This window comes from Sedimentibacter sp. zth1 (genome assembly GCF_017352195.1).
Lineage (GTDB): Bacteria > Bacillota > Clostridia > Tissierellales > Sedimentibacteraceae > UBA1535.
This window is the reverse complement of sequence record NZ_CP071445.1, coordinates 2,365,498-2,383,991: the sequence shown is the minus strand read 5'-3', so window position 1 is coordinate 2,383,991 and position 18,494 is coordinate 2,365,498. Positions and strand designations below refer to the sequence as shown.

The window sequence follows — 18,494 nt, the reverse complement described above, 5'->3', positions numbered from 1 at the left end:
CTTTAACGATTTTATTATATTGAATATTCTTGTTTTAGAGAGCCATGCAGTGGCTCAAAAGGGTCGGAATACTCATATATTGAATGTCTATTTTTTTGAGTTTGAATATAATGCATATCCGAGTACCATAAACGTAATAATAGATAATTTGAACATTTCTTGATATTCTGCTACAAAACTACCTAGAACCCATAAAAATAATACTACTTTTCCTAATCGTCTCGATACATTATTCGACAACTTCCGAAAGATAATCATAGCTGTATCGATTATTGTTTTTAAGAATATAGTGAAGCCAATGATTCCTCCTGACACAAAATATTTCACATAAATATTATCAAATGTTCCAAGTTCTCTAGCAGTTGTATAACCGATTCCTAATATACTTGCGAAAACATTCATATATTTGGTTTTTTCAAACATTTGCCGTATACGTAAAAGCCAAATATCAAATCTTGAATCCAAGGCTACTAAACTAATATCTCTACTAATATCATCTTGAATTACAATTAACAGTGAAACTATCACTACTATCGAAGCAAAAGAATAGATAATGCTAGTTAATGCTGTCTTTGAATACTTCATATAGGCAATTAGAACTGTTGTTAATACCCACAATAATATTGTGGTTCGCGACTGCGTGTAAATTGATACATATAAAGATGTAATAATACTTAAAACAACAATTATTCTCTTAATGAATCGATTTTTGATACACTCAGATAGTACTAATATTGTGCTATTAAAAAGTACTACTAACAAGCCTAAAATATTTGGATTTCCAATAGTCCCTATAGCTCTTTTCCCGGTTTCCCAAGAGAACGCGATTAAATAATTTTCAAGATTTGAAGCTCTGTATAATGTAAATGACCATACTCTAAACCCTTCGTTCTTAATTTGCAAATAACTAACTATAAACTGTAGAATCAGAAAAAAAGTTAATGCTTTTAGTAAGGACTCTTGCTTCACATTTTTTTTGATCCAAGAGCCTATAATAAGACCAACAAAAGGATAATAAAGCCTTAATGATGAAACTATAATATTACTAATATTTTCTCCGCTATTTATAGTTGACAAAAATACATTCATCACTGTCATAAACAAAGCAAACATCAGAAATAACTTGGTGATTTTATTAATTGATATTTTAAGCATTAAGTAAGCAGCAATTCCTGCAACAATTAGCTGTGGTACATATATCATAATTCCTTTAGCTGACTCAGGAAATAGCAGAATTATACCAATTAAAAAGTATAAGAATATTGAATTTTTAAGTTGAGTTAAATTTGTTTTATAATTTTTTACCATTCTAATTACTTCCTCATATCGCTAATTTAAGTTGTTTTCACACTAATCTCATAAATACCAACTACTAGTTTATGTCATCATTCTTATTCGCAAAACATTTATAGACTTGAATATTTATCAGAATATTCATAAACTATTTTCTTCCAATTAAACTTATCCGTACCTTTGCCACAATTATTGGAAATCTCATTATAATTATTAATAATCTGTAGTATTTTCTTTGAAATCTCATCAACATTAAAGCAGTCTACACGATATCCAATATCACCATCGTCAAATTGACCGTCAAAACCCTGCCCCTTTGTATAAACTACAGGCAAACCTTGACTCATAGCTTCAGCATAAACTAAGCCAAAGCTTTCATGGATTGAAGGCATTACAAAAATATCATTTTGACGATATATTTTTAAAAGCTCATTTCTTGGTTTTGGTTCTACATAGTCAACATAGTCTAATTTTTTAATCTGATCATATATTGAATGGTCTTCAATTCGTCCAACAACAGTCAGTCTCGCTTTAATATCTTTTTTTCTCAAATGCTCAATTGCCTTAACAGTTGTAATTATATTTTTATTTTTATTTACAACACCAACATACAGCAGTTTTAAATCATTTTTATCTGGGTTAATTCTTTTATTTATTCTGTTGTCTATCCAAAAATCATCTATACCGTTCGGTATAATTGATGTCTTATTAATTATTAATTCCTTAATATTATTCGGAACATATTTTTCTATTACCTCATCTCTATAAGATTTCGATAAAAAAATAATACTATTTGCATTTTTTAAGATCTCAATTCCCATTCTTCTAAGGTGTATCATTCTCTTGAAGAAGGTATTAACATCAGTATTCCGTACTGCCACAATATATGGAATCCCATACTTTTTTTTTAGTTTCATGGCAACATATCCATTAGAAAACAAAGAGTGCGCGTGAATTAAAGAGTATTTTTTAATGTCATATTTTTTAATAATATCCTTTAAGATTTTAGTATGTTTTAAGTGAAAAATGAACCTGTCGTATTTTGAATGATTTACACTTATTGTTGTATATTCCCCGAAATCTTCAATATTTTCTTGTGGAGATGCTGCTGGCAAGAAAACACTTATATCAAATCCATTTTTTTCTTGTTGGTCGTATAAGTTTTTATAGAACTTACTCCCACTATAATATGAGTTAATATGAAGAATCTTCATGCCTTACACCTCATTCTATATATTATAATCTCCAATAACTGTAACCTTTTTCTTCGATTTCTCTTCTATCTAATATGTTCTTTACATCAATAAGTACTTTGTTTTTATTATCAAAATCACCAAATAAAGAATCCACTTCATTCCAGCTCATTTGTTTAAATGTATCATGTGCTACTGCTAATACCAAACAGTCACCATCTTTGACTTCTTTTATATCTACTAAATCAATACCATATTCATGTTTAGCTTCGTCAGCATCAGCCTCTGGATCGACCACAATTGGTTTAATTCCATATTCCCTAAGACTTTCGATAATATCTACTACTTTGGAATTTCTTGTGTCTGGCGTATTTTCTTTAAAGGTTACTCCTAATATCACAACTTTGGCTTGTCTAACTACTTTATTGGCTAAGATAAGTTTTTTAATTATCGCATCCGCTACAAACTTCCCCATGCCGTCATTAATCTTCCTACCTGATAAAATAATTTGACTATGATAACCAAGTTTTTCTGCTTCATAAACAAAATAATAAGGATCTATTCCTATACAGTGACCACCAACAAGTCCAGGATAAAATCTCAGCGCATTCCATTTTGTATTCATCGCTTCTACAACTTCACTTGTATCAATTTCCATTCGATCAAATACCATAGCAAGTTCGTTCATGAAGGCAATATTAATGTCACGCTGACTATTCTCAACTACTTTTGCTGCTTCAGCAACTTTAATAGATCCTGCTCTATGTACACCGACTTCAATAACTAATTCATAAATTTTTGCAATTTCATCAAGACTTTCTTCGTCCATCCCTGAAACAATCTTAATGATATTCTCAAGTCTATGGATCTTATCTCCTGGGTTTATTCTTTCTGGTGAATAACCAATTTTAAAATCCTTACCACATTTTAATCCGGATTCTTTTTCCAATATTGGGATACAAATGTCCTCTGTTACACCTGGGTAAACAGTTGACTCATAGACTACAATAGAACCTTTGGTTATATTTCGCCCCACAATTCTACTGGCACCTTCTACTGGCGATAGGTCCGGTGTTTTATCTGAATTAATAGGTGTTGGAACAGCTACAATATGAAATTTAGCTTCTCTCAATCTGTTTTCATCTGAAGTGAATTCTACATTTGTCTTCTTAATTTCTTCATCCCCAACTTCCTTCGTTGGATCAATTCCAGCTTTATATAAGTCAATCTTCTTTTCATTTAGATCAAAACCAATAACATCAACTTTTTTAGCAAAAGCAACTGCTATTGGCATTCCTACATATCCAAGTCCCACTACAGCAATTTTTTCTTCTTTGTTTACAATCTTATCATATAATTTCATGATAATATACGCTCCTTATTTATACATTTTCTATAATTCTGATGAGTTTATTAGTTAAATTTTCAAAGTCAAAATCTTGTGCCGCTATTCTTGCGTTTTCTCCCATTAGCTCAACTTCTTTATCATCTCTACATGCTTTCAGTATTGTTTTTGCTACTTCTTCAGGATTCTGCTTAACAGCACTAACGCCACAATTATATTTTTCTAAAACGCTATATCCTGTTGTATAAGTTTGTATTACACATCTACCAGCAGCTAAATACTCAAAAAACTTATTCTGGCTTTGTCCGTATTTATCAAGAGAAGTACTTGAGTTATGTAAGATATTTGCATAAGATCTTTTTAGAATTGAAGGAACTATCTTCTTATCGACTCTACTTTTGAAAATTACATTGTTGATTCCCTCTTCTTCACATCTATTCTCAAGCATTTCTTTTTCATCACCCGAACCGTAGATAAGAAACCTAATTTGTTGATCAGTCTGTTGAATTAGTTTTGCTGCATCTAATAAAAGTCCTAAATTATTTACTTTTCTAATAGAGCCAGCATAAACCAAGTTCTTATAACTTTTATCATCCAAATCTAAATCGACAATCTGATTTTCTTTGGAATGTTTATCAAAGGAATCTATTATTACTCCATTACTTATGTGTTCTACTTTATTCGAGTCTATTTGTTTATCCCATCCTTGGTCTGCAATATATTGACTTCCACCTTCCCAAGTCATGATAACTGAATTTGCTTTCTTGTAAATCCATTTCTCACCTTGATACAATATTTTTGCAATTAAACTTTCTCTCCTCAATGAACCATAGGCAACAATACTTTCTGGCCACAAGTCTCTAACTTCGCAAATACATGGTACTCCGAATATCTTTGCAATCTTAATTCCAGCTACTAAAGTAAGCGGATGAACACTCGAAGCTAATATTACATCTGGTTTCCCATATTCTTCTGCATATCTCTTAGCCACAGGGAAGAGATTTTTGTAAAATGAGACCATGTTGAGAATACGTGATCTACCGTTGCCTTTGTATTCCGGGGTTTTAACAAACACAAAAGGAATACTGTCTTTATTATCAATTGAATATAATTCACCATTTAGCTCAATAACATCGTTTGAATTATGTCTCGTATTCGCACAAAATATCGTTGGTTCATATCCCTGTTTGATTAAGTTCTCGGCAAACCAATAATGTCTTCCACCTTCATTGAAATACATATTTGTAGCGTAATGATTCATTATCCATATTTTCTCCTTCATGTATAATCCTCCGCTACTGTTTTATTATTTTAACTTCATTAAACTTCATCATATAAACACCTTCATCATACTGCCCATTCTCATCCTGATTTTCTTCGCCATCAAGGTTATTAATAATCATCTCAGGCACATTAACTCCACACTCATAAGCATGAGGGTAACCTCCACCAAAACGAGGATTCACTTCAGAGATGTAATACTCACCATCCACTTTGAAGATGTCTATATCAACGATACCTTTAAATCCTGCTACCTTAACGAATCTCTTTATCAAATTAAATAGCTTTTCGTCCTTTACAGAAACTGACTTGTCAGTCTCTCCAGCTCTCATCTTGATCTTCTCTTTTGTAAATATTGCAACCGGCTCACCTGATATCATATCGATGAAAGTATCAGAACCATACTCAACACCATCCATAAACTCTTGGATCATCAAATTGTCATGTCTATTAAATAGAAGTTCAATTTCTTCTTTAGTAGTCACCTTACTGATATTAATACTTGCGCTGCCTCTTACAGGCTTCACAAACACCGGATATTCAATAAGTCCGACCTCAATATCTTTATAGAACAGCTCTTTATCTACATAGCTTCGTATAGTTTTAAATCCATTTTTAATTAGAAATTCATAGAATTGATACTTGTCAAAGCACATCTCAACCAAATCATAATCAGAAATAATCGGAGTTGTTCCTATCTCAAGAAACGCCTCCCTATTTTCTGCTAATAAAGTCAGTTCAGGATCAATGAGTGATATTAACCCCTTGATGTTATTCTCTTTACAAATATTCAATATTACATCCAGATAGCCCTCATCATTCATTCTAGGAACGATGAAATGCTTGTCCGCATCATAAAGTGCAGGAGCTAGCTCACTGCAATCAGTTGCCATAACCTGCCCTCTATCTCCTAATTTTTTTTTGAAGTATTGAACTATTTTATTTCTAGTTCCACAGCTTAATATCAAAATATTCAATGGATCAGTCATTCACTAATACCTCCAAATCATCAAAGAACAGTGGCGTTCCCCCAGTATGAATAAACAAAATGTTGCACCCTATAATTTGATTTTCTCTAATATATTCCTTCATCCCCCAGAATCCTTTACCTGTATATGTGGTGTCCATTGGGATTCCTTCATTTATCAACATTTCTTTAATCGTCTGCAGTATCTTATCATTGTAAGCACCGTACCCATCAAGTACATAGGTATCTATGAAGTTGATAACATCGGCGGTTACATGTTCTTTATCTATACTTGTCAAATAACTATTAACACTATCGAAAACAACCTGACCACCATTTGGATTTTTCCTTGCATTACTTATTCCAATTATTTTCCTATTATCTCTATGAATCAACTGACCACAAATAAGCCCAGCTTGAGTAGTTCCTGTTCCAGATGTATGAAATATATAATCGAAATGAATTTTTGTTTTATTCTCATAATCTTTGATTTCTTCGTAAGCCTGTACATAAGCTTTCGTTCCAATATCACCGTGGCCACCACCTTGAATGAAGTAAGGTTTATAGCCTGTATCCTTTAATTCTTTCAGTTTATTTTTAATAGTATACTTAACTTCAGATACAGAACAGTTAATTATCTCTGCCCTGAATATTCTCATCATTTGACTGTTGAAAGTCTTTTTACTTGTTTCATTAGGTGAAATAATGAAGCATGGCAAACCCATTGATGCTGCAATATTTGCTACAATTCTACAGTGATTAGAACTACTACTTCCATATGTAACTACACAATTACAACCTAGTTTGTCTAGTTCTTCAAAAAACAGAACTGCTTTTCTAGCTTTATTTCCTCCAAATGAAATTGGGAGAAGATCGTCTCGTTTAATATAGAAAGTATTGTTATTCAATTTTTCATTAAGTTTCTGCACTGGCGTTTTCTGTAATCTCCCTAGTTTCATTGTTTGTTCCCCTTTATGCCTTGTTAATGTATTCTTCTACAAATAATCCATAAACATATCTATCAATTTTTCGTCCATTATGAATCAAATCATTTTTCAGTAATCCTTCTTTTATAAAGCCTATTTTCTCAAACAGATGCTGTGCTCGCACATTTTCCACCTCGGTATAAAGATAAATCTTATTTAAATTAAATATTTCATAGCTTTCTTTAATAAGTAAATCCGAAGCAACTCTTGCAATTCCTTTTCCTCTAAACTGATTTATTCCAAGACAAATGTAATACTCTGCTTTTCTATTCTTATCATCAATATTTAGCAATCCAATTAATCCAGCAGATTCTCCCTCATAAGTGATAGTGTAATCAACTCTGTCTTTCCTTCCTTGAAGGGCTTTAAACCATAACAAAGTTTTATCTTCTCTTAGAGGTAAATCATAATGTAGATATTTATTATTCTCATCATCATTAATCCACTTAACTTTATAGGGAATATCTTTTTCTTGAAATTTCCTGATTGCTATTTCCATGCATTACCCTCAATTCATTTAGATTGTTGTTGATTTCTCTGATGCATTCTTTTCACTGTGAGTATATATACTCTCTCGAACAAAGATCTTCTGTATTGTTTTAAAAAGAATTTTAATATCAAGCCATACATTAAATGTCTCTACATATTTCACATCTACTGGTATTCGTTCATCCCAAGGAACTGAATTTCTAACAGTAACTTGTGTCAAACCTGTCATACCTGGTTTCATATTAAATCTTTTACTTTGATATTCACTGTATTCTTCATATTTATATGGATGATGAGGTACCGGTGGACGTGGCCCAACTAAACTCATTTCTCCTATTAATACATTCCAAAGTTGCGGAAGTTCATCTAAGCTTGTTGCTCGTAAAAGTTTCCCAATTTTAGTGATTCTGTTGTCTTTCTCGGTTTTAACAAATAATCCATCACCGATCTTTTCAGCATTCACAACCATTGTCCTAAACTTAAGAATTTTAAACACTTTCCCATTTTCACCAAGTCGTTTCTGTCTAAAAAACACTGAACCTTTTGAAGTCAGTTTAATTGATATTGCAATAATTATTAGTACCGGTGAGATAATAATCATGCCGATTAGACTTCCCAAAAAATCAATTATCCTTTTTATAAATAAATTAATAGTTCTCATCTACAATCACCACCTACTTTGTACTAGCAACTTCCTCTTTATAGGTTTTTTGTACCCACAATCCCTTTATAATCCCACATATTCTCTCAAGATCCTCATCCGTCATCTTCGTATCAGATGGCAAGCAAACACCATTTTTAAACAACTTCTCGCCTACATCTCCACCTACGTAATCATATTCGGCAAAGAAAGGCTGCATATGCATCGGCTTCCAGATAGGTCTCGATTCTATATTATCTTTCTCTAATGCTTCCATAACATCTATAGGTCTAATCTTACCATTTAAAGTAATACATGATAACCAATAATTTGGATCATCCCAATCATTCACAGGCATCATTGTAATACCATCAAGCCCACCTAATTCTCTTTTATAAAACTCATATATGTATTTCTTCTTCTCAACTCTTTGATCCAATACTTTAAGCTGTCCTCTACCAATACCAGCAACTATATTACTCATTCTATAATTGAATCCTAACTCTGAATGCTGATAATGCCTTGCTTTGTCTCTAGACTGTGTAGCCCAAAACCTAGCTTTACTAATCTTATCTTCATTATTAGAGACTAACATTCCACCACCAGAAGTAGTGATGATCTTGTTACCATTAAAAGAAAAGATTCCATAGTCACCAAAAGTACCAGTATGTTTTCCTTTATAGTAAGTTCCTAAAGACTCAGCAGCATCTTCAATTAATGCTACATTATGCTTTTTACATATCTCAACTATCTTATCCATATCAGCAGATAATCCATATAAATGAACAACTAACACTGCTTTAACTTGTGGATACTTCTCAAAAGCTTTCTCTAATGCTTCAGGATCCATATTCCAAGTTTTATAATCGCTATCTATAAATACCGGTTTTGCATTTTGATATATAATAGGGTTAGCTGTAGCCGAAAATGTAAGATCTTGACAAAACACGATATCATCTTGTCCAACCCCAGCAGCCCTAAGTGCTAAATGAATAGCTGCACTTCCTGAAGCCAATGCGGCAGCATGTCCAATACCTACTTTAGCCGCTAATTCTTTCTCAAACTCATTAACATTAGGACCTAGTGGTGCAATCCAATTTGTATCAAAAGCTTGTTTAACATATTCCATTTCATATCCTTCATCGCTCATATGAGGTGAAGCAAGCCATATCTTTTCAGCCATAAAAGTCAAGCCTCCTTTTAGTTGGTTGGTAATTAATCCAACTTTCTACTAAATCTATAATCTTTCCAACAAATTAACAATTGTAATATTATTTGTTTTTAATTTTTTATCCACCAATTCTTGATTTTCGATCGCATATAGTAAAACTGTATCTTTAATCTTCTGCCCATCAATTGATTCAAAGTTATAATTTTCACTAATCATTTTTATTTTTTTAGATTTATCTTTTGATTTATATTCTGTAACAGCAAGTTTTATTATCTCGCCCATTTCATCTTTAACTTTTAATATTAATACATTTTCATATTTTAGAGTCAACTCATCCAAAACAACTTTTACTTTTTCTTTAGTTTCATAAATAACACGATAGTGCCCCTTTAAATAACTAATTGTTTTTTTTGTTTTTTCCATCATTCCAACAGGCGTTAACATGTAAGCTACCTGTTTTTGAGATACATGTTCCATTTTAATTATGCCTTCTGTGATCATTTTGTTAATTAATACATTAGCAGTTCCTAAAGACACTCCTAATTTTCTTGAGAGTTCTCGCTGACTTATATTCTCATTATCTAGTATTTCATTCATGATAAAATATTCATAATTTGAATTCAAACTTTTATATTGTACTATCACGAGCCCTCCTTTCAATAAATATAAAACAGTTCATTTACTGAACTTTTATTAGTTTAACACTTCCACTAAGTATTTGTCAATATTATTTTTCTAAATATATCCAGTTATTACAAATTGAAATATTACAATCAACTTATAATGTTTTACTTGAATATTTATTAATACAACTAATAAAATCAATATGTGTTACATTTATACATTTCTCTTAATTTATGTTTGATTTTACATCATTATATTGATATAATTATATAGATAAAAGTAATGGAGGAACTTTGCCAATGGATGAAAATTTACAAGTTGATAAGCATAGTGATGAAATAGATTTAAAAGATTTATTTGTTACTATTTGGAAAGGGAAAAAGGTGATTATTGCTTTTGCATTAATTATAGCAATATTAACCTGCCTTATAACAATGTTTATAGTTGACCCTGTATATGAGACTAAACTAAGTATTTTAATAAACATGCCTGATACTATAGCCACTAAATACGGCGATTATAAACTACTCATGACAACAAACGAGCAATATATAGAGCTCATAAAAAGTAATGATGTCTTGATAAAAACAATTAAGGATATGGGTTACGATGATAGCAAGGTCTCTGTTGACAATCTTGTGTCAAGGATAAGCGTAAACAAAGATGATAAGAAACCTAATCAATTTTACATTAAGGTTGCAGCAAACAACAAAGAAGAAAGTTTAAAACTAGCACAGTGTTTATACAATAACTACATAGAATTTATGGACTTAACAATAAAAAACAAATGTGCAGAACATTTTTCAATTATATTTACTACAGCAAAAAATAAAGGTATTGAGAGCTTGGAGAGAACTGAATCTCTTTTAGAAAAAAATATTGAACTTTTAAATACTATTCCTAAAACAATTAATTCAAAAGAAGCTATAAAAGATATTGATACAACTACACTAGATTATGTTGTTTTGGAAAACGCAATAAACGAAAATTATACAAAGGTTGAAGCTAACATAATAGCTAATCAACAAACTATAAACTCTATGCATTTAAACATAACTAAATATTGCAATTATTTAAATGAATTAAATAGTATACAGGATAAATTATCTGAAAAGGATTTGTCAATGGAGTTTTGCCAAGTGACTGAAACAAATATTTATTTACCTTCTGAACCTATTGCCCCTTCTCATAAGACAAGCCCAAGTACAAGTTTGAATACTGTAATTGGTGGTGTTATAGGTGGAATGATTGGTGTTATGGTTGTATTAATCAAGAAATATTGGTTTTAATAAAAGTAATTTTTGAAATAAAAAACTGATTTCTAGAAATTAGAAATCAGTTTTTTTGTTTACATATTTTGTTTTTAAACTATTTATTTAATAATTTGTGTATTACAGTCATAGCTTGTGCTCTTGTTGTGTTTTCTACTGGTCTATATAGATCTCCAGGGAAACCATTGATTAATCCATTTTCAACAGCATAACCTATGAATTTGGCATATTCGGAATCACTTTCTACGTCTGTAAATTTAAGTTTTCCATCGAATTTAACTTCGACACCGTTTAATATAGCATGAGCTTTTGATATAATTTCTGCCATTTCAACTCGAGAAATTATACCAGTTGCATTGTAGTTTTCGCCGTCTATTAAACCAGCATCTTTTGCAAGTGACATATTATTTGCATACCATTCATTTCCTGTCATGTTCGCAAATTCACTTTGTCCTTCGCCTTCTAATGCTAATGCTCTTACTACCATTGTAACGAATTCAGCTCTTGTTATTGTATCTTGTGGAGCAAATGTAGTTTCAGTTTTTCCATTTACAATATGTTTTGAAGCCATGTCTTCAATATAAGTTTGAGCCCAATGTCCTTTTATATCATCAAATGTTTTGTTGTAAACCATAACTGAGTATTGACTGAAGTGTGGTGGATAGAATGATATTATATCACCATTTAAGTATGTCATAACATATTCTATGTTACCTGCTTCATCTACTGTATATACTCCTGCTTTACTTGCATCTTCTAAACCTTTTACTGATAATTCTATTTTTATATTATTGTTAGCACTATCTATAACTATTCCATCTTGTAGTACTTCTATATCGTAATTAAATTCAGTTGGTGTATAAATACTATCAGATTGTATAGCTTCAACATTATTCATAACAATATCTAATGCACCAGTACCTAAATCATCTAGTTCAAAACTTGCTAATTCCCCATATGATAATCTTACTAACATACCATTTGAAGATAATTCATCAACAACTCCTGCAGGAATATTTATTTTAATTCCTTTAGTACCTTCAACTGCGTCAATTTTTATATCTAATGTATCTGATTTTCCATCTTTTATCAAGTCAGCAACATCTTCACTAATACCAATGTTTGCTATTTCTTCTACAACTTCAGTTTTAATTGAGCTACTTGGAGCTTCAACTACTACTTCTTCATCTAATGAAGGTGTAGGTTCTTCAGGCTCTGTTGGTGTCGGTGTTGGTGTTGGGTTTGGTGTTGGTGTTGGTGTTGGTGTTGGTGGAATAACTATAATGTCTACTTCTTCAGCTAATATTCTAGATTCATTTCCAGCACAATCTCCAATAACTAATACTGTATTATTTTTATCAAAATCAGTAATGTCAAATTCAAAGTGTACTGTTTTATCAGGTGCTGATACAATCTGTTCATCACAATCTTTACCATTTAAATCATAAGCGTCTGCATAAGATACATATCCCTCGTCTATTGCATCAAATTCAACAGTCATTGTTTCTAAGTCAAAATGTACATTTGACACTGAAGGGCCTTGTGTATCTAATTTTACAGGTATTTTTTTCACGTCATAATCAGCGCCCTCATAATCTATTTTTGCACTAATTACATAATAATATTGACCATCTGGTAATAATTCACCCCTGTCATCTTTACCATCCCACAAAGGTAAATCTTCTGTTGTTAGAAAACCACCATTTGCATAGAAGTATGCTTTATTATAATAGGTATCCCTTAATAAAGTTCTTACATCCTTATTTTTACTATTTACTATTTTTACATCTAATTCTTTTGCATTTCTTAATAGGTTCAATCTCCATCCCATTTCGTCTAAGTATCCATCGCCATTTGGTGAAAAACCTATCCAACTGTAATCACATGAATAATTTTCATTATTACTTGCATAACCATTACTTCCTAGTCTATAATATCCAACAGGTACACCTGTTTCCTCATCGTAGCCATAATTATATGCATATGAGTTTGTATAATAGAAATCAAGTAGAGATGAATCATAATAATATGAACCATCTATAACTGGTGCATCTGTCCAGTCGCCGTAGAATCCCATATAAGGTATACTTAAATCAGGCGCAGTTTCTAATGATAATAGTTCAATAAATCCTTCTACAAAAAATCCGTTTTCAAATTGACTATATAAATATTCTGTGTCACTATCACTCAAATTTACATTTACAGTAACATGAGTAGTTGAATTTGGAGTAGCTGTAACTATAGCACTACCTGTTATAGCAGAAGCTGTAGTTGCACCAACTGCGTTAATTCTGTGTCCATCAACAGCCATTATACTATTTTCCAAATAACTTATTGAAGAAAGTGTTAGATAACATGGTCCTGCATTTGCTGCATATTCTGAAAAGATAGATCCTGCCAATTCATATGAATAAGGTTTATCTGATAAATTGACTAAATCAAACTCAATGTTAAAATTATCACCTATTTTATCAAATAATTCAACTTTTGCTTTTCCACTATCTTCATTAACTGCATATACATCACTTTTAACTGCAGCCTCAACATTCATTAATCCAGCGCCTTGTCTTCTTGGAGAATATTCTTCACCATATTCATCTCTAAGAGTCCATGCTGTACTCATCAATAAATTTTCTATGATATCAGCTCTTTGTTCTGAGTTGAATTTTGCAAATTTTTCATCTTTATCTTCTTTTACATATTGTTGCATTAATGCCATACCACCAGCAGCATTTGGTGCAGCCATTGATGTACCGCTCATTGAGCCATATTTATTTTCTGGTAATGTACTAAATATCTGTCCACCTGGAGTTGTTAACTCTGGTTTTAATTTTAAATCAGGTGTACATCCCCATGATGTAAATGAGCTCATTTTATAACCCATAGGGCTTATAAATTGACCCACATAACTTTTACTCACTGAAATTGTTTTAACTTCAGCATCTGCCATTGACAATCCATCTTGCATAAATATAAAGCATGATGGTATTGATAATAATTCTGTTCCAGACATATTAAATAATTTATCTTCATCTTTATTATTATAAACTATAGCACCTATTGCACCATAGCTTGTTGCATTAGCAACCTTTTCAGCAAAGCTTATTTCTCCTCTTTGAATAAGTGCTAATTTTCCGTCCAATTCTATTCCAGCAAAATCACTACTTAAACCTATACCACAATTAACGTATTCTAACGTTTGTCCATCAAAATTTTCTAAAAATTCAATTCCATTTCCTGTACCTTCTGATATATCAGCATATTTTAATCTTAAATCTATGTTTGGCTGATAAATATAAGGTAAAGTATTAGTAACGTTTTCAACACTTGCTATACAAGTTGTATGGTATTTAAGTCCTGGTGAACCTACTAAACCGGAATCAACATTTAATGGTGTTGGATATTGCAATCCTCCTACATAGTCAAGATAACTTTCTTGACCAATTCTGTTTTCATTTCCTGCTGATACTGAAAGTAGAATTCCTGCATTTCTTGCTCTTTCAAAGGTATATTCATATTCATAAGGTACAAGGTCTTCTCCTTCAAGGAATGTGAATCCTGCAGTACTACCTAAGCTTAGATTCATTGCATCAACACCAAGTGTTATAGCATCTTCTATTGCTGCTAATGTATCACTTGTCTTTGCGCCAGAATCCTTGCTAGGAAATACTTTCATTACTACAATTTGTGCCTCTGGAGCAACTCCATCAAATATAATATCAGTGTGTAAATTGTCATTTGTTTCACTTGCAACAGTTCCGTTTGCAGCAACTATACCAGCAACATGCACACCATGTTCACTACCTTCGGCAGTTGCATCTATATCTGCATCTGCATAGTCAAATGCGTAAGGAAATTTTCTGTTATAGTAAACATCACTAACTTGTAAATTTTCTACTAATTTGCTTGCATTCAATCCAGATATAACATCAGCATAACTAGTATTAGTTATTTTAACTGATGTATCATCTGATAAAACCATATATTCATGGTCATAATCTATACCTGTATCAATAACAGCAACAACAGTACCTTCACCTTTTAATCCTAATTTCCAAGTACTAGGAGCTGAAACCATGCCACCTGCTGTTGACATTTGAGGTTCTGGAACATCGTATGTAACATCTATATACAAGTTTTTAACACCTTGTATACTTTTAATTTTAGCTATATCTTTTCTTTGAATATTAGCTACAAAACCATTCAAGGTATTTGTATATGAGTACTTAAAGGTAGCATTAGAGTTAACATTTTCAAGTATTTCATTTTTAACTACTCCTTGAGCACTAATTATGTCATCTCTTACTCCTTTTGCATCTTGTGTTTCTAGAAATTCTTTCGCACCATTTGTAACTGCATCTTTGTACATCAAAAGAGGATTTTCCTCTAATTCTACTATTACCGTTATACTTTCGTTCATATAACTAGTATTAGATACCTCTTCTACTTCATCTCTTGGAAATTCGACAGCAAATGCGAAGCTAAATGATGAGAAAATTAAAGCTATTGAAAGTACGAGAGAAATAAATTTAAACTTTTTCACTAAATCCACTCCTTTATTTCAATTATCGTTATATACCAATCATACTAGTTATAACTTATTTTGTCAATATTTAGTACCAAAGTAATAAAAAGAATTTTTAATACAAGTACATTTCAATGCTAGTAAAATTTTATTAAACATTAAAATAGCTCTTTGCCCTGTCAGAATAAGAATTTATTCCATTCTCAACCCAACTATTGACAAAGAGCATAAAAAAATAACCAGTATGAATTATACTGGTTATTTTTAATGTTTATTTTTAAACTATTTTAAAGAAATAACTATTGCACTTACAATATTGCTTGCATCATGATATATTTGTACATCTACATCTAATGCAGTAATATCTTGTAAAGAAGCAACACGTACGAATTCACCATCTTTATCTACTATATAAACTGGTGCATTTTCATCCATGAAGTACCATTCTGAATTAGCTTCAGTTTGGAATCTTGTTCCAACTACAGAAGATATTGCAGTTGAAGTTGTTGTATTGCTAACTGGAGTTACAAATAATCCAGAATCAGCAACACCTACTATAACACCATCTGAAATAGATAATGATTTGATATCTTTTCCAACAGTTTGAGTAGCTACATCTGTAGATGTTACATAAGTAACTGCCTCACCGTTAATATAAACAACTAACTCTTGAACTGGTTTTAAATCACCATTAAGAACTACTTGTTGAGAAGCAATTAAACCAAATGTTGATTTAGCGTCCACAACTGTAGTTCCTGTAACAAAGATTACAGAATATTCGCCTATTTCATTAGTTATATATTTAAAGTTTGTTTGAGCAATATCACCTTTTGCTTGTAATTGTTCTAATGTGTTTGCAACATAAACATTACCATCAGCTGTATTTATTTCATTAAATATTACTAAGTCAGAAGCTGCAACGAAAGTAGATTTAGTAGCATTGATAGTTTTGTTTCCAGCTACTAATGCTTCAGTAGTTACATTTGTAACTTCTTCATCATCATTTAATGTTAAACCAGTAACTATTGTTCCAACAGCTATGTTGTTAACACCTGTAGCTACGTCATATGCTTCAGTTCCTGCGTGATCAGCATCAACATAGTTTAATGTAGCATCTTTAGCTAATTTATATTTTTCAACTTCTCCAGCAGCATTCATAACTTTTATAGTAGCTTTATCAAATAATACCAAAGTACTACCTGCACCATTTAATAATGTAGCATCTGTAGCTACAGTTACTACTTGATATTCTTGAGCTACAGCTATATTTTTTCCAACGAATTGGAATATGTTTCCATCTTCGTCAAAATAGAATGTACCTTCAGAACCTATTTCTATAGTTCCAATAACAACATCTCTGTATTCACCAATTGTATCTACGTATACTTCATCTTTTGCAGTATTAGTTTTTATAACTTTACCTTCGATGCTATCTCTTACTACTAATAATTCAACTTGTGTGTTGTTTAATGAAGCATAAGCTTTAACAACGTCACCAACTTCAATATCATTGATATCATTTACAGCACCTGTTACAGTAACTTTTGATAAATCAACTTTATTTGATTTTGTTGGTAAATAAATTTTAGTTCCTAATAATGTAGAGTTAGTTCTATACTCAGAAGTAATGAAATCAGCTGATGTTTCTTCGTCAGCTATAATTCCTATAACTTTTTCGTCATCATTTAATACTAATTTAACTACAGAGCCAGCTAAAACTGATTTTACATCTTTGTATTCAGCTTCTGCATTGTTATAAAATACTGGAGCTTCAGCTTTTTCTATAGCATATACATCATCTATACCATATAATTTAACATCAGCTACATTAGCATTTGTTAAATAACCGCTTTTAGTTGCAGAAGTAACATCTTCAACAAATACTACAGATCCATCCTTAACATATGCTACAATAGTTTGATATAAGTATGATGATAAATCAACTATTTTGTTATCAGCAACATTTTTAGCAGTAACTGTCATTGGTACTTTTTCTGCTATTGCAGATAATAACTTAACTGGATTGTTATTTTCATCTTTTTCAATAACGAATCTACCGTTATCTCCAGTATATACTTTTGAATTTGAAAGGTTTCTGTTAAGCATTAAAGCGATATCGCCTCTATTTGCTCCGTCTTTCATTCCTGTTAAACTAAAATCTTTGAATAAATTTAAGTTTAAAGCTCTTGTTCTATATGCTGCTCCGTTATATACATCAGATTTTCCGCCATTAACTGACTCATTTGTATAACCTAATGCTCTTAATAACATTGTTGCAGCTTGTTCGTAAGTTACAGGAGCTTCTGGATCAAAGATTCCGTTTCCTTTACCTTCGATTATTCCTAAATCATTAGCTAAAGCTATGTATCCTTTAGCCCAGTGAGTTTGGCAATCTGTGAAAATAGGTGTATCACTTGCTATCTCCCCATAACCTAATGCTACGATTAGCATTTTTGCCATTTCAGCTCTTTTAACTGTTTTTTCTGGTTTGAATGAACCATCTTCATAACCTTTTATGATTCCTAATGAGTTTAATAAATTAGTAGCTTCTACTAATTTTTCATTTTCAGCATCTACGTCTTCAAATGTAGAAGCAAATGCAAAACTCATGCTTGAAAGAACCATAGCGATTATCACTACTAATGATAATACTTTTTTCATTATTGTTTCCTCCTAAGAAATATTAAATTTAATTTTTTGTTAGCACGC

The 18,494-nt window shown here is 31.5% G+C and carries 13 protein-coding genes; 1 reads left to right on the top strand and 12 read right to left on the bottom strand.

Annotated features, from left to right (window positions below; all coding sequences use genetic code 11):
* Positions 1–87 precede the first annotated feature (87 nt).
* The 10 genes from JYG23_RS11430 to JYG23_RS11385 all read right to left on the bottom strand — a co-directional run bounded on the left by JYG23_RS11430 (position 88) and on the right by JYG23_RS11385 (position 10,010).
* Entirely contained in the window at positions 88–1,308 is a 1,221-nt protein-coding gene (locus JYG23_RS11430) for an O-antigen ligase (protein WP_207235799.1), read from the bottom strand.
* A gap of 98 nt (positions 1,309–1,406) precedes the next feature.
* Positions 1,407–2,507, bottom strand: a complete 1,101-nt coding sequence (locus tag JYG23_RS11425; protein ID WP_207235798.1) for a glycosyltransferase family 4 protein — start codon at positions 2,505–2,507, stop codon at positions 1,407–1,409.
* A gap of 22 nt (positions 2,508–2,529) precedes the next feature.
* A complete protein-coding gene (locus JYG23_RS11420) occupies positions 2,530–3,849 on the bottom strand; it encodes a nucleotide sugar dehydrogenase (RefSeq protein WP_207235797.1) in 1,320 nt (439 codons plus the stop codon).
* A gap of 19 nt (positions 3,850–3,868) precedes the next feature.
* Complete coding sequence (locus JYG23_RS11415; protein ID WP_207235796.1) at positions 3,869–5,113, bottom strand: glycosyltransferase family 4 protein; 1,245 nt, start codon at positions 5,111–5,113, stop codon at positions 3,869–3,871.
* A gap of 13 nt (positions 5,114–5,126) precedes the next feature.
* Positions 5,127–6,101, bottom strand: coding sequence for an ATP-grasp domain-containing protein (locus JYG23_RS11410; protein ID WP_207235795.1), 975 nt, complete (start codon positions 6,099–6,101; stop codon positions 5,127–5,129).
* The gene (locus JYG23_RS11405) at positions 6,094–7,038 is read right to left on the bottom strand and encodes a 1-aminocyclopropane-1-carboxylate deaminase/D-cysteine desulfhydrase (RefSeq protein WP_207235794.1); all 945 of its coding nucleotides are present in this window, start codon (positions 7,036–7,038) and stop codon (positions 6,094–6,096) included. The genes JYG23_RS11410 and JYG23_RS11405 overlap by 8 nt, the downstream gene beginning before the upstream one ends.
* Positions 7,039–7,051: 13 nt before the next feature.
* Positions 7,052–7,564 (bottom strand): GNAT family N-acetyltransferase, encoded by a 513-nt coding sequence (locus tag JYG23_RS11400; RefSeq protein ID WP_207235793.1) that lies wholly within the window; start codon positions 7,562–7,564, stop codon positions 7,052–7,054.
* A gap of 18 nt (positions 7,565–7,582) precedes the next feature.
* Positions 7,583–8,215 (bottom strand): sugar transferase, encoded by a 633-nt coding sequence (locus JYG23_RS11395; RefSeq protein ID WP_207235792.1) that lies wholly within the window; start codon positions 8,213–8,215, stop codon positions 7,583–7,585.
* Positions 8,216–8,228: 13 nt separating this feature from the next.
* Entirely contained in the window at positions 8,229–9,377 is a 1,149-nt protein-coding gene (locus JYG23_RS11390) for a DegT/DnrJ/EryC1/StrS aminotransferase family protein (protein WP_207235791.1), read from the bottom strand.
* 54 nt (positions 9,378–9,431) lie between these two features.
* The gene (locus tag JYG23_RS11385) at positions 9,432–10,010 is read right to left on the bottom strand and encodes a winged helix-turn-helix transcriptional regulator (RefSeq protein ID WP_207235790.1); all 579 of its coding nucleotides are present in this window, start codon (positions 10,008–10,010) and stop codon (positions 9,432–9,434) included.
* Positions 10,011–10,288: 278 nt separating this feature from the next.
* Here JYG23_RS11385 and JYG23_RS11380 point away from each other — a divergent pair, with 278 nt between their 5' ends.
* The gene (locus JYG23_RS11380; RefSeq protein WP_207235789.1) at positions 10,289–11,278 is read left to right on the top strand and encodes a Wzz/FepE/Etk N-terminal domain-containing protein; all 990 of its coding nucleotides are present in this window, start codon (positions 10,289–10,291) and stop codon (positions 11,276–11,278) included.
* A 79-nt stretch (positions 11,279–11,357) separates the two neighbouring features.
* Here JYG23_RS11380 and JYG23_RS11375 read toward each other — a convergent pair whose 3' ends face one another.
* Both JYG23_RS11375 and JYG23_RS11370 read right to left on the bottom strand, forming a co-directional pair.
* The gene (locus JYG23_RS11375; RefSeq protein ID WP_207235788.1) at positions 11,358–15,803 is read right to left on the bottom strand and encodes a S8 family serine peptidase; all 4,446 of its coding nucleotides are present in this window, start codon (positions 15,801–15,803) and stop codon (positions 11,358–11,360) included.
* A gap of 264 nt (positions 15,804–16,067) precedes the next feature.
* Positions 16,068–18,446: an S-layer homology domain-containing protein gene (locus JYG23_RS11370; protein ID WP_207235787.1), complete on the bottom strand. Its 2,379-nt coding sequence runs from the start codon at positions 18,444–18,446 to the stop codon at positions 16,068–16,070.
* Positions 18,447–18,494: the final 48 nt, after the last annotated feature.

Coding starts and splice junctions, on each gene's coding strand:
- JYG23_RS11370 (WP_207235787.1), bottom strand. CDS start 18,446: ATGAAAAAAGTATTATCATTAGTAGTGATAATCGCTATGGTTCTTTCA.
- JYG23_RS11395 (WP_207235792.1), bottom strand. CDS start 8,215: ATGAGAACTATTAATTTATTTATAAAAAGGATAATTGATTTTTTGGGA.
- JYG23_RS11420 (WP_207235797.1), bottom strand. CDS start 3,849: ATGAAATTATATGATAAGATTGTAAACAAAGAAGAAAAAATTGCTGTA.
- JYG23_RS11430 (WP_207235799.1), bottom strand. CDS start 1,308: ATGGTAAAAAATTATAAAACAAATTTAACTCAACTTAAAAATTCAATA.
- JYG23_RS11390 (WP_207235791.1), bottom strand. CDS start 9,377: ATGGCTGAAAAGATATGGCTTGCTTCACCTCATATGAGCGATGAAGGA.
- JYG23_RS11400 (WP_207235793.1), bottom strand. CDS start 7,564: ATGGAAATAGCAATCAGGAAATTTCAAGAAAAAGATATTCCCTATAAA.
- JYG23_RS11425 (WP_207235798.1), bottom strand. CDS start 2,507: ATGAAGATTCTTCATATTAACTCATATTATAGTGGGAGTAAGTTCTAT.
- JYG23_RS11410 (WP_207235795.1), bottom strand. CDS start 6,101: ATGACTGATCCATTGAATATTTTGATATTAAGCTGTGGAACTAGAAAT.
- JYG23_RS11405 (WP_207235794.1), bottom strand. CDS start 7,038: ATGAAACTAGGGAGATTACAGAAAACGCCAGTGCAGAAACTTAATGAA.
- JYG23_RS11380 (WP_207235789.1), top strand. CDS start 10,289: ATGGATGAAAATTTACAAGTTGATAAGCATAGTGATGAAATAGATTTA.
- JYG23_RS11415 (WP_207235796.1), bottom strand. CDS start 5,113: ATGAAGGAGAAAATATGGATAATGAATCATTACGCTACAAATATGTAT.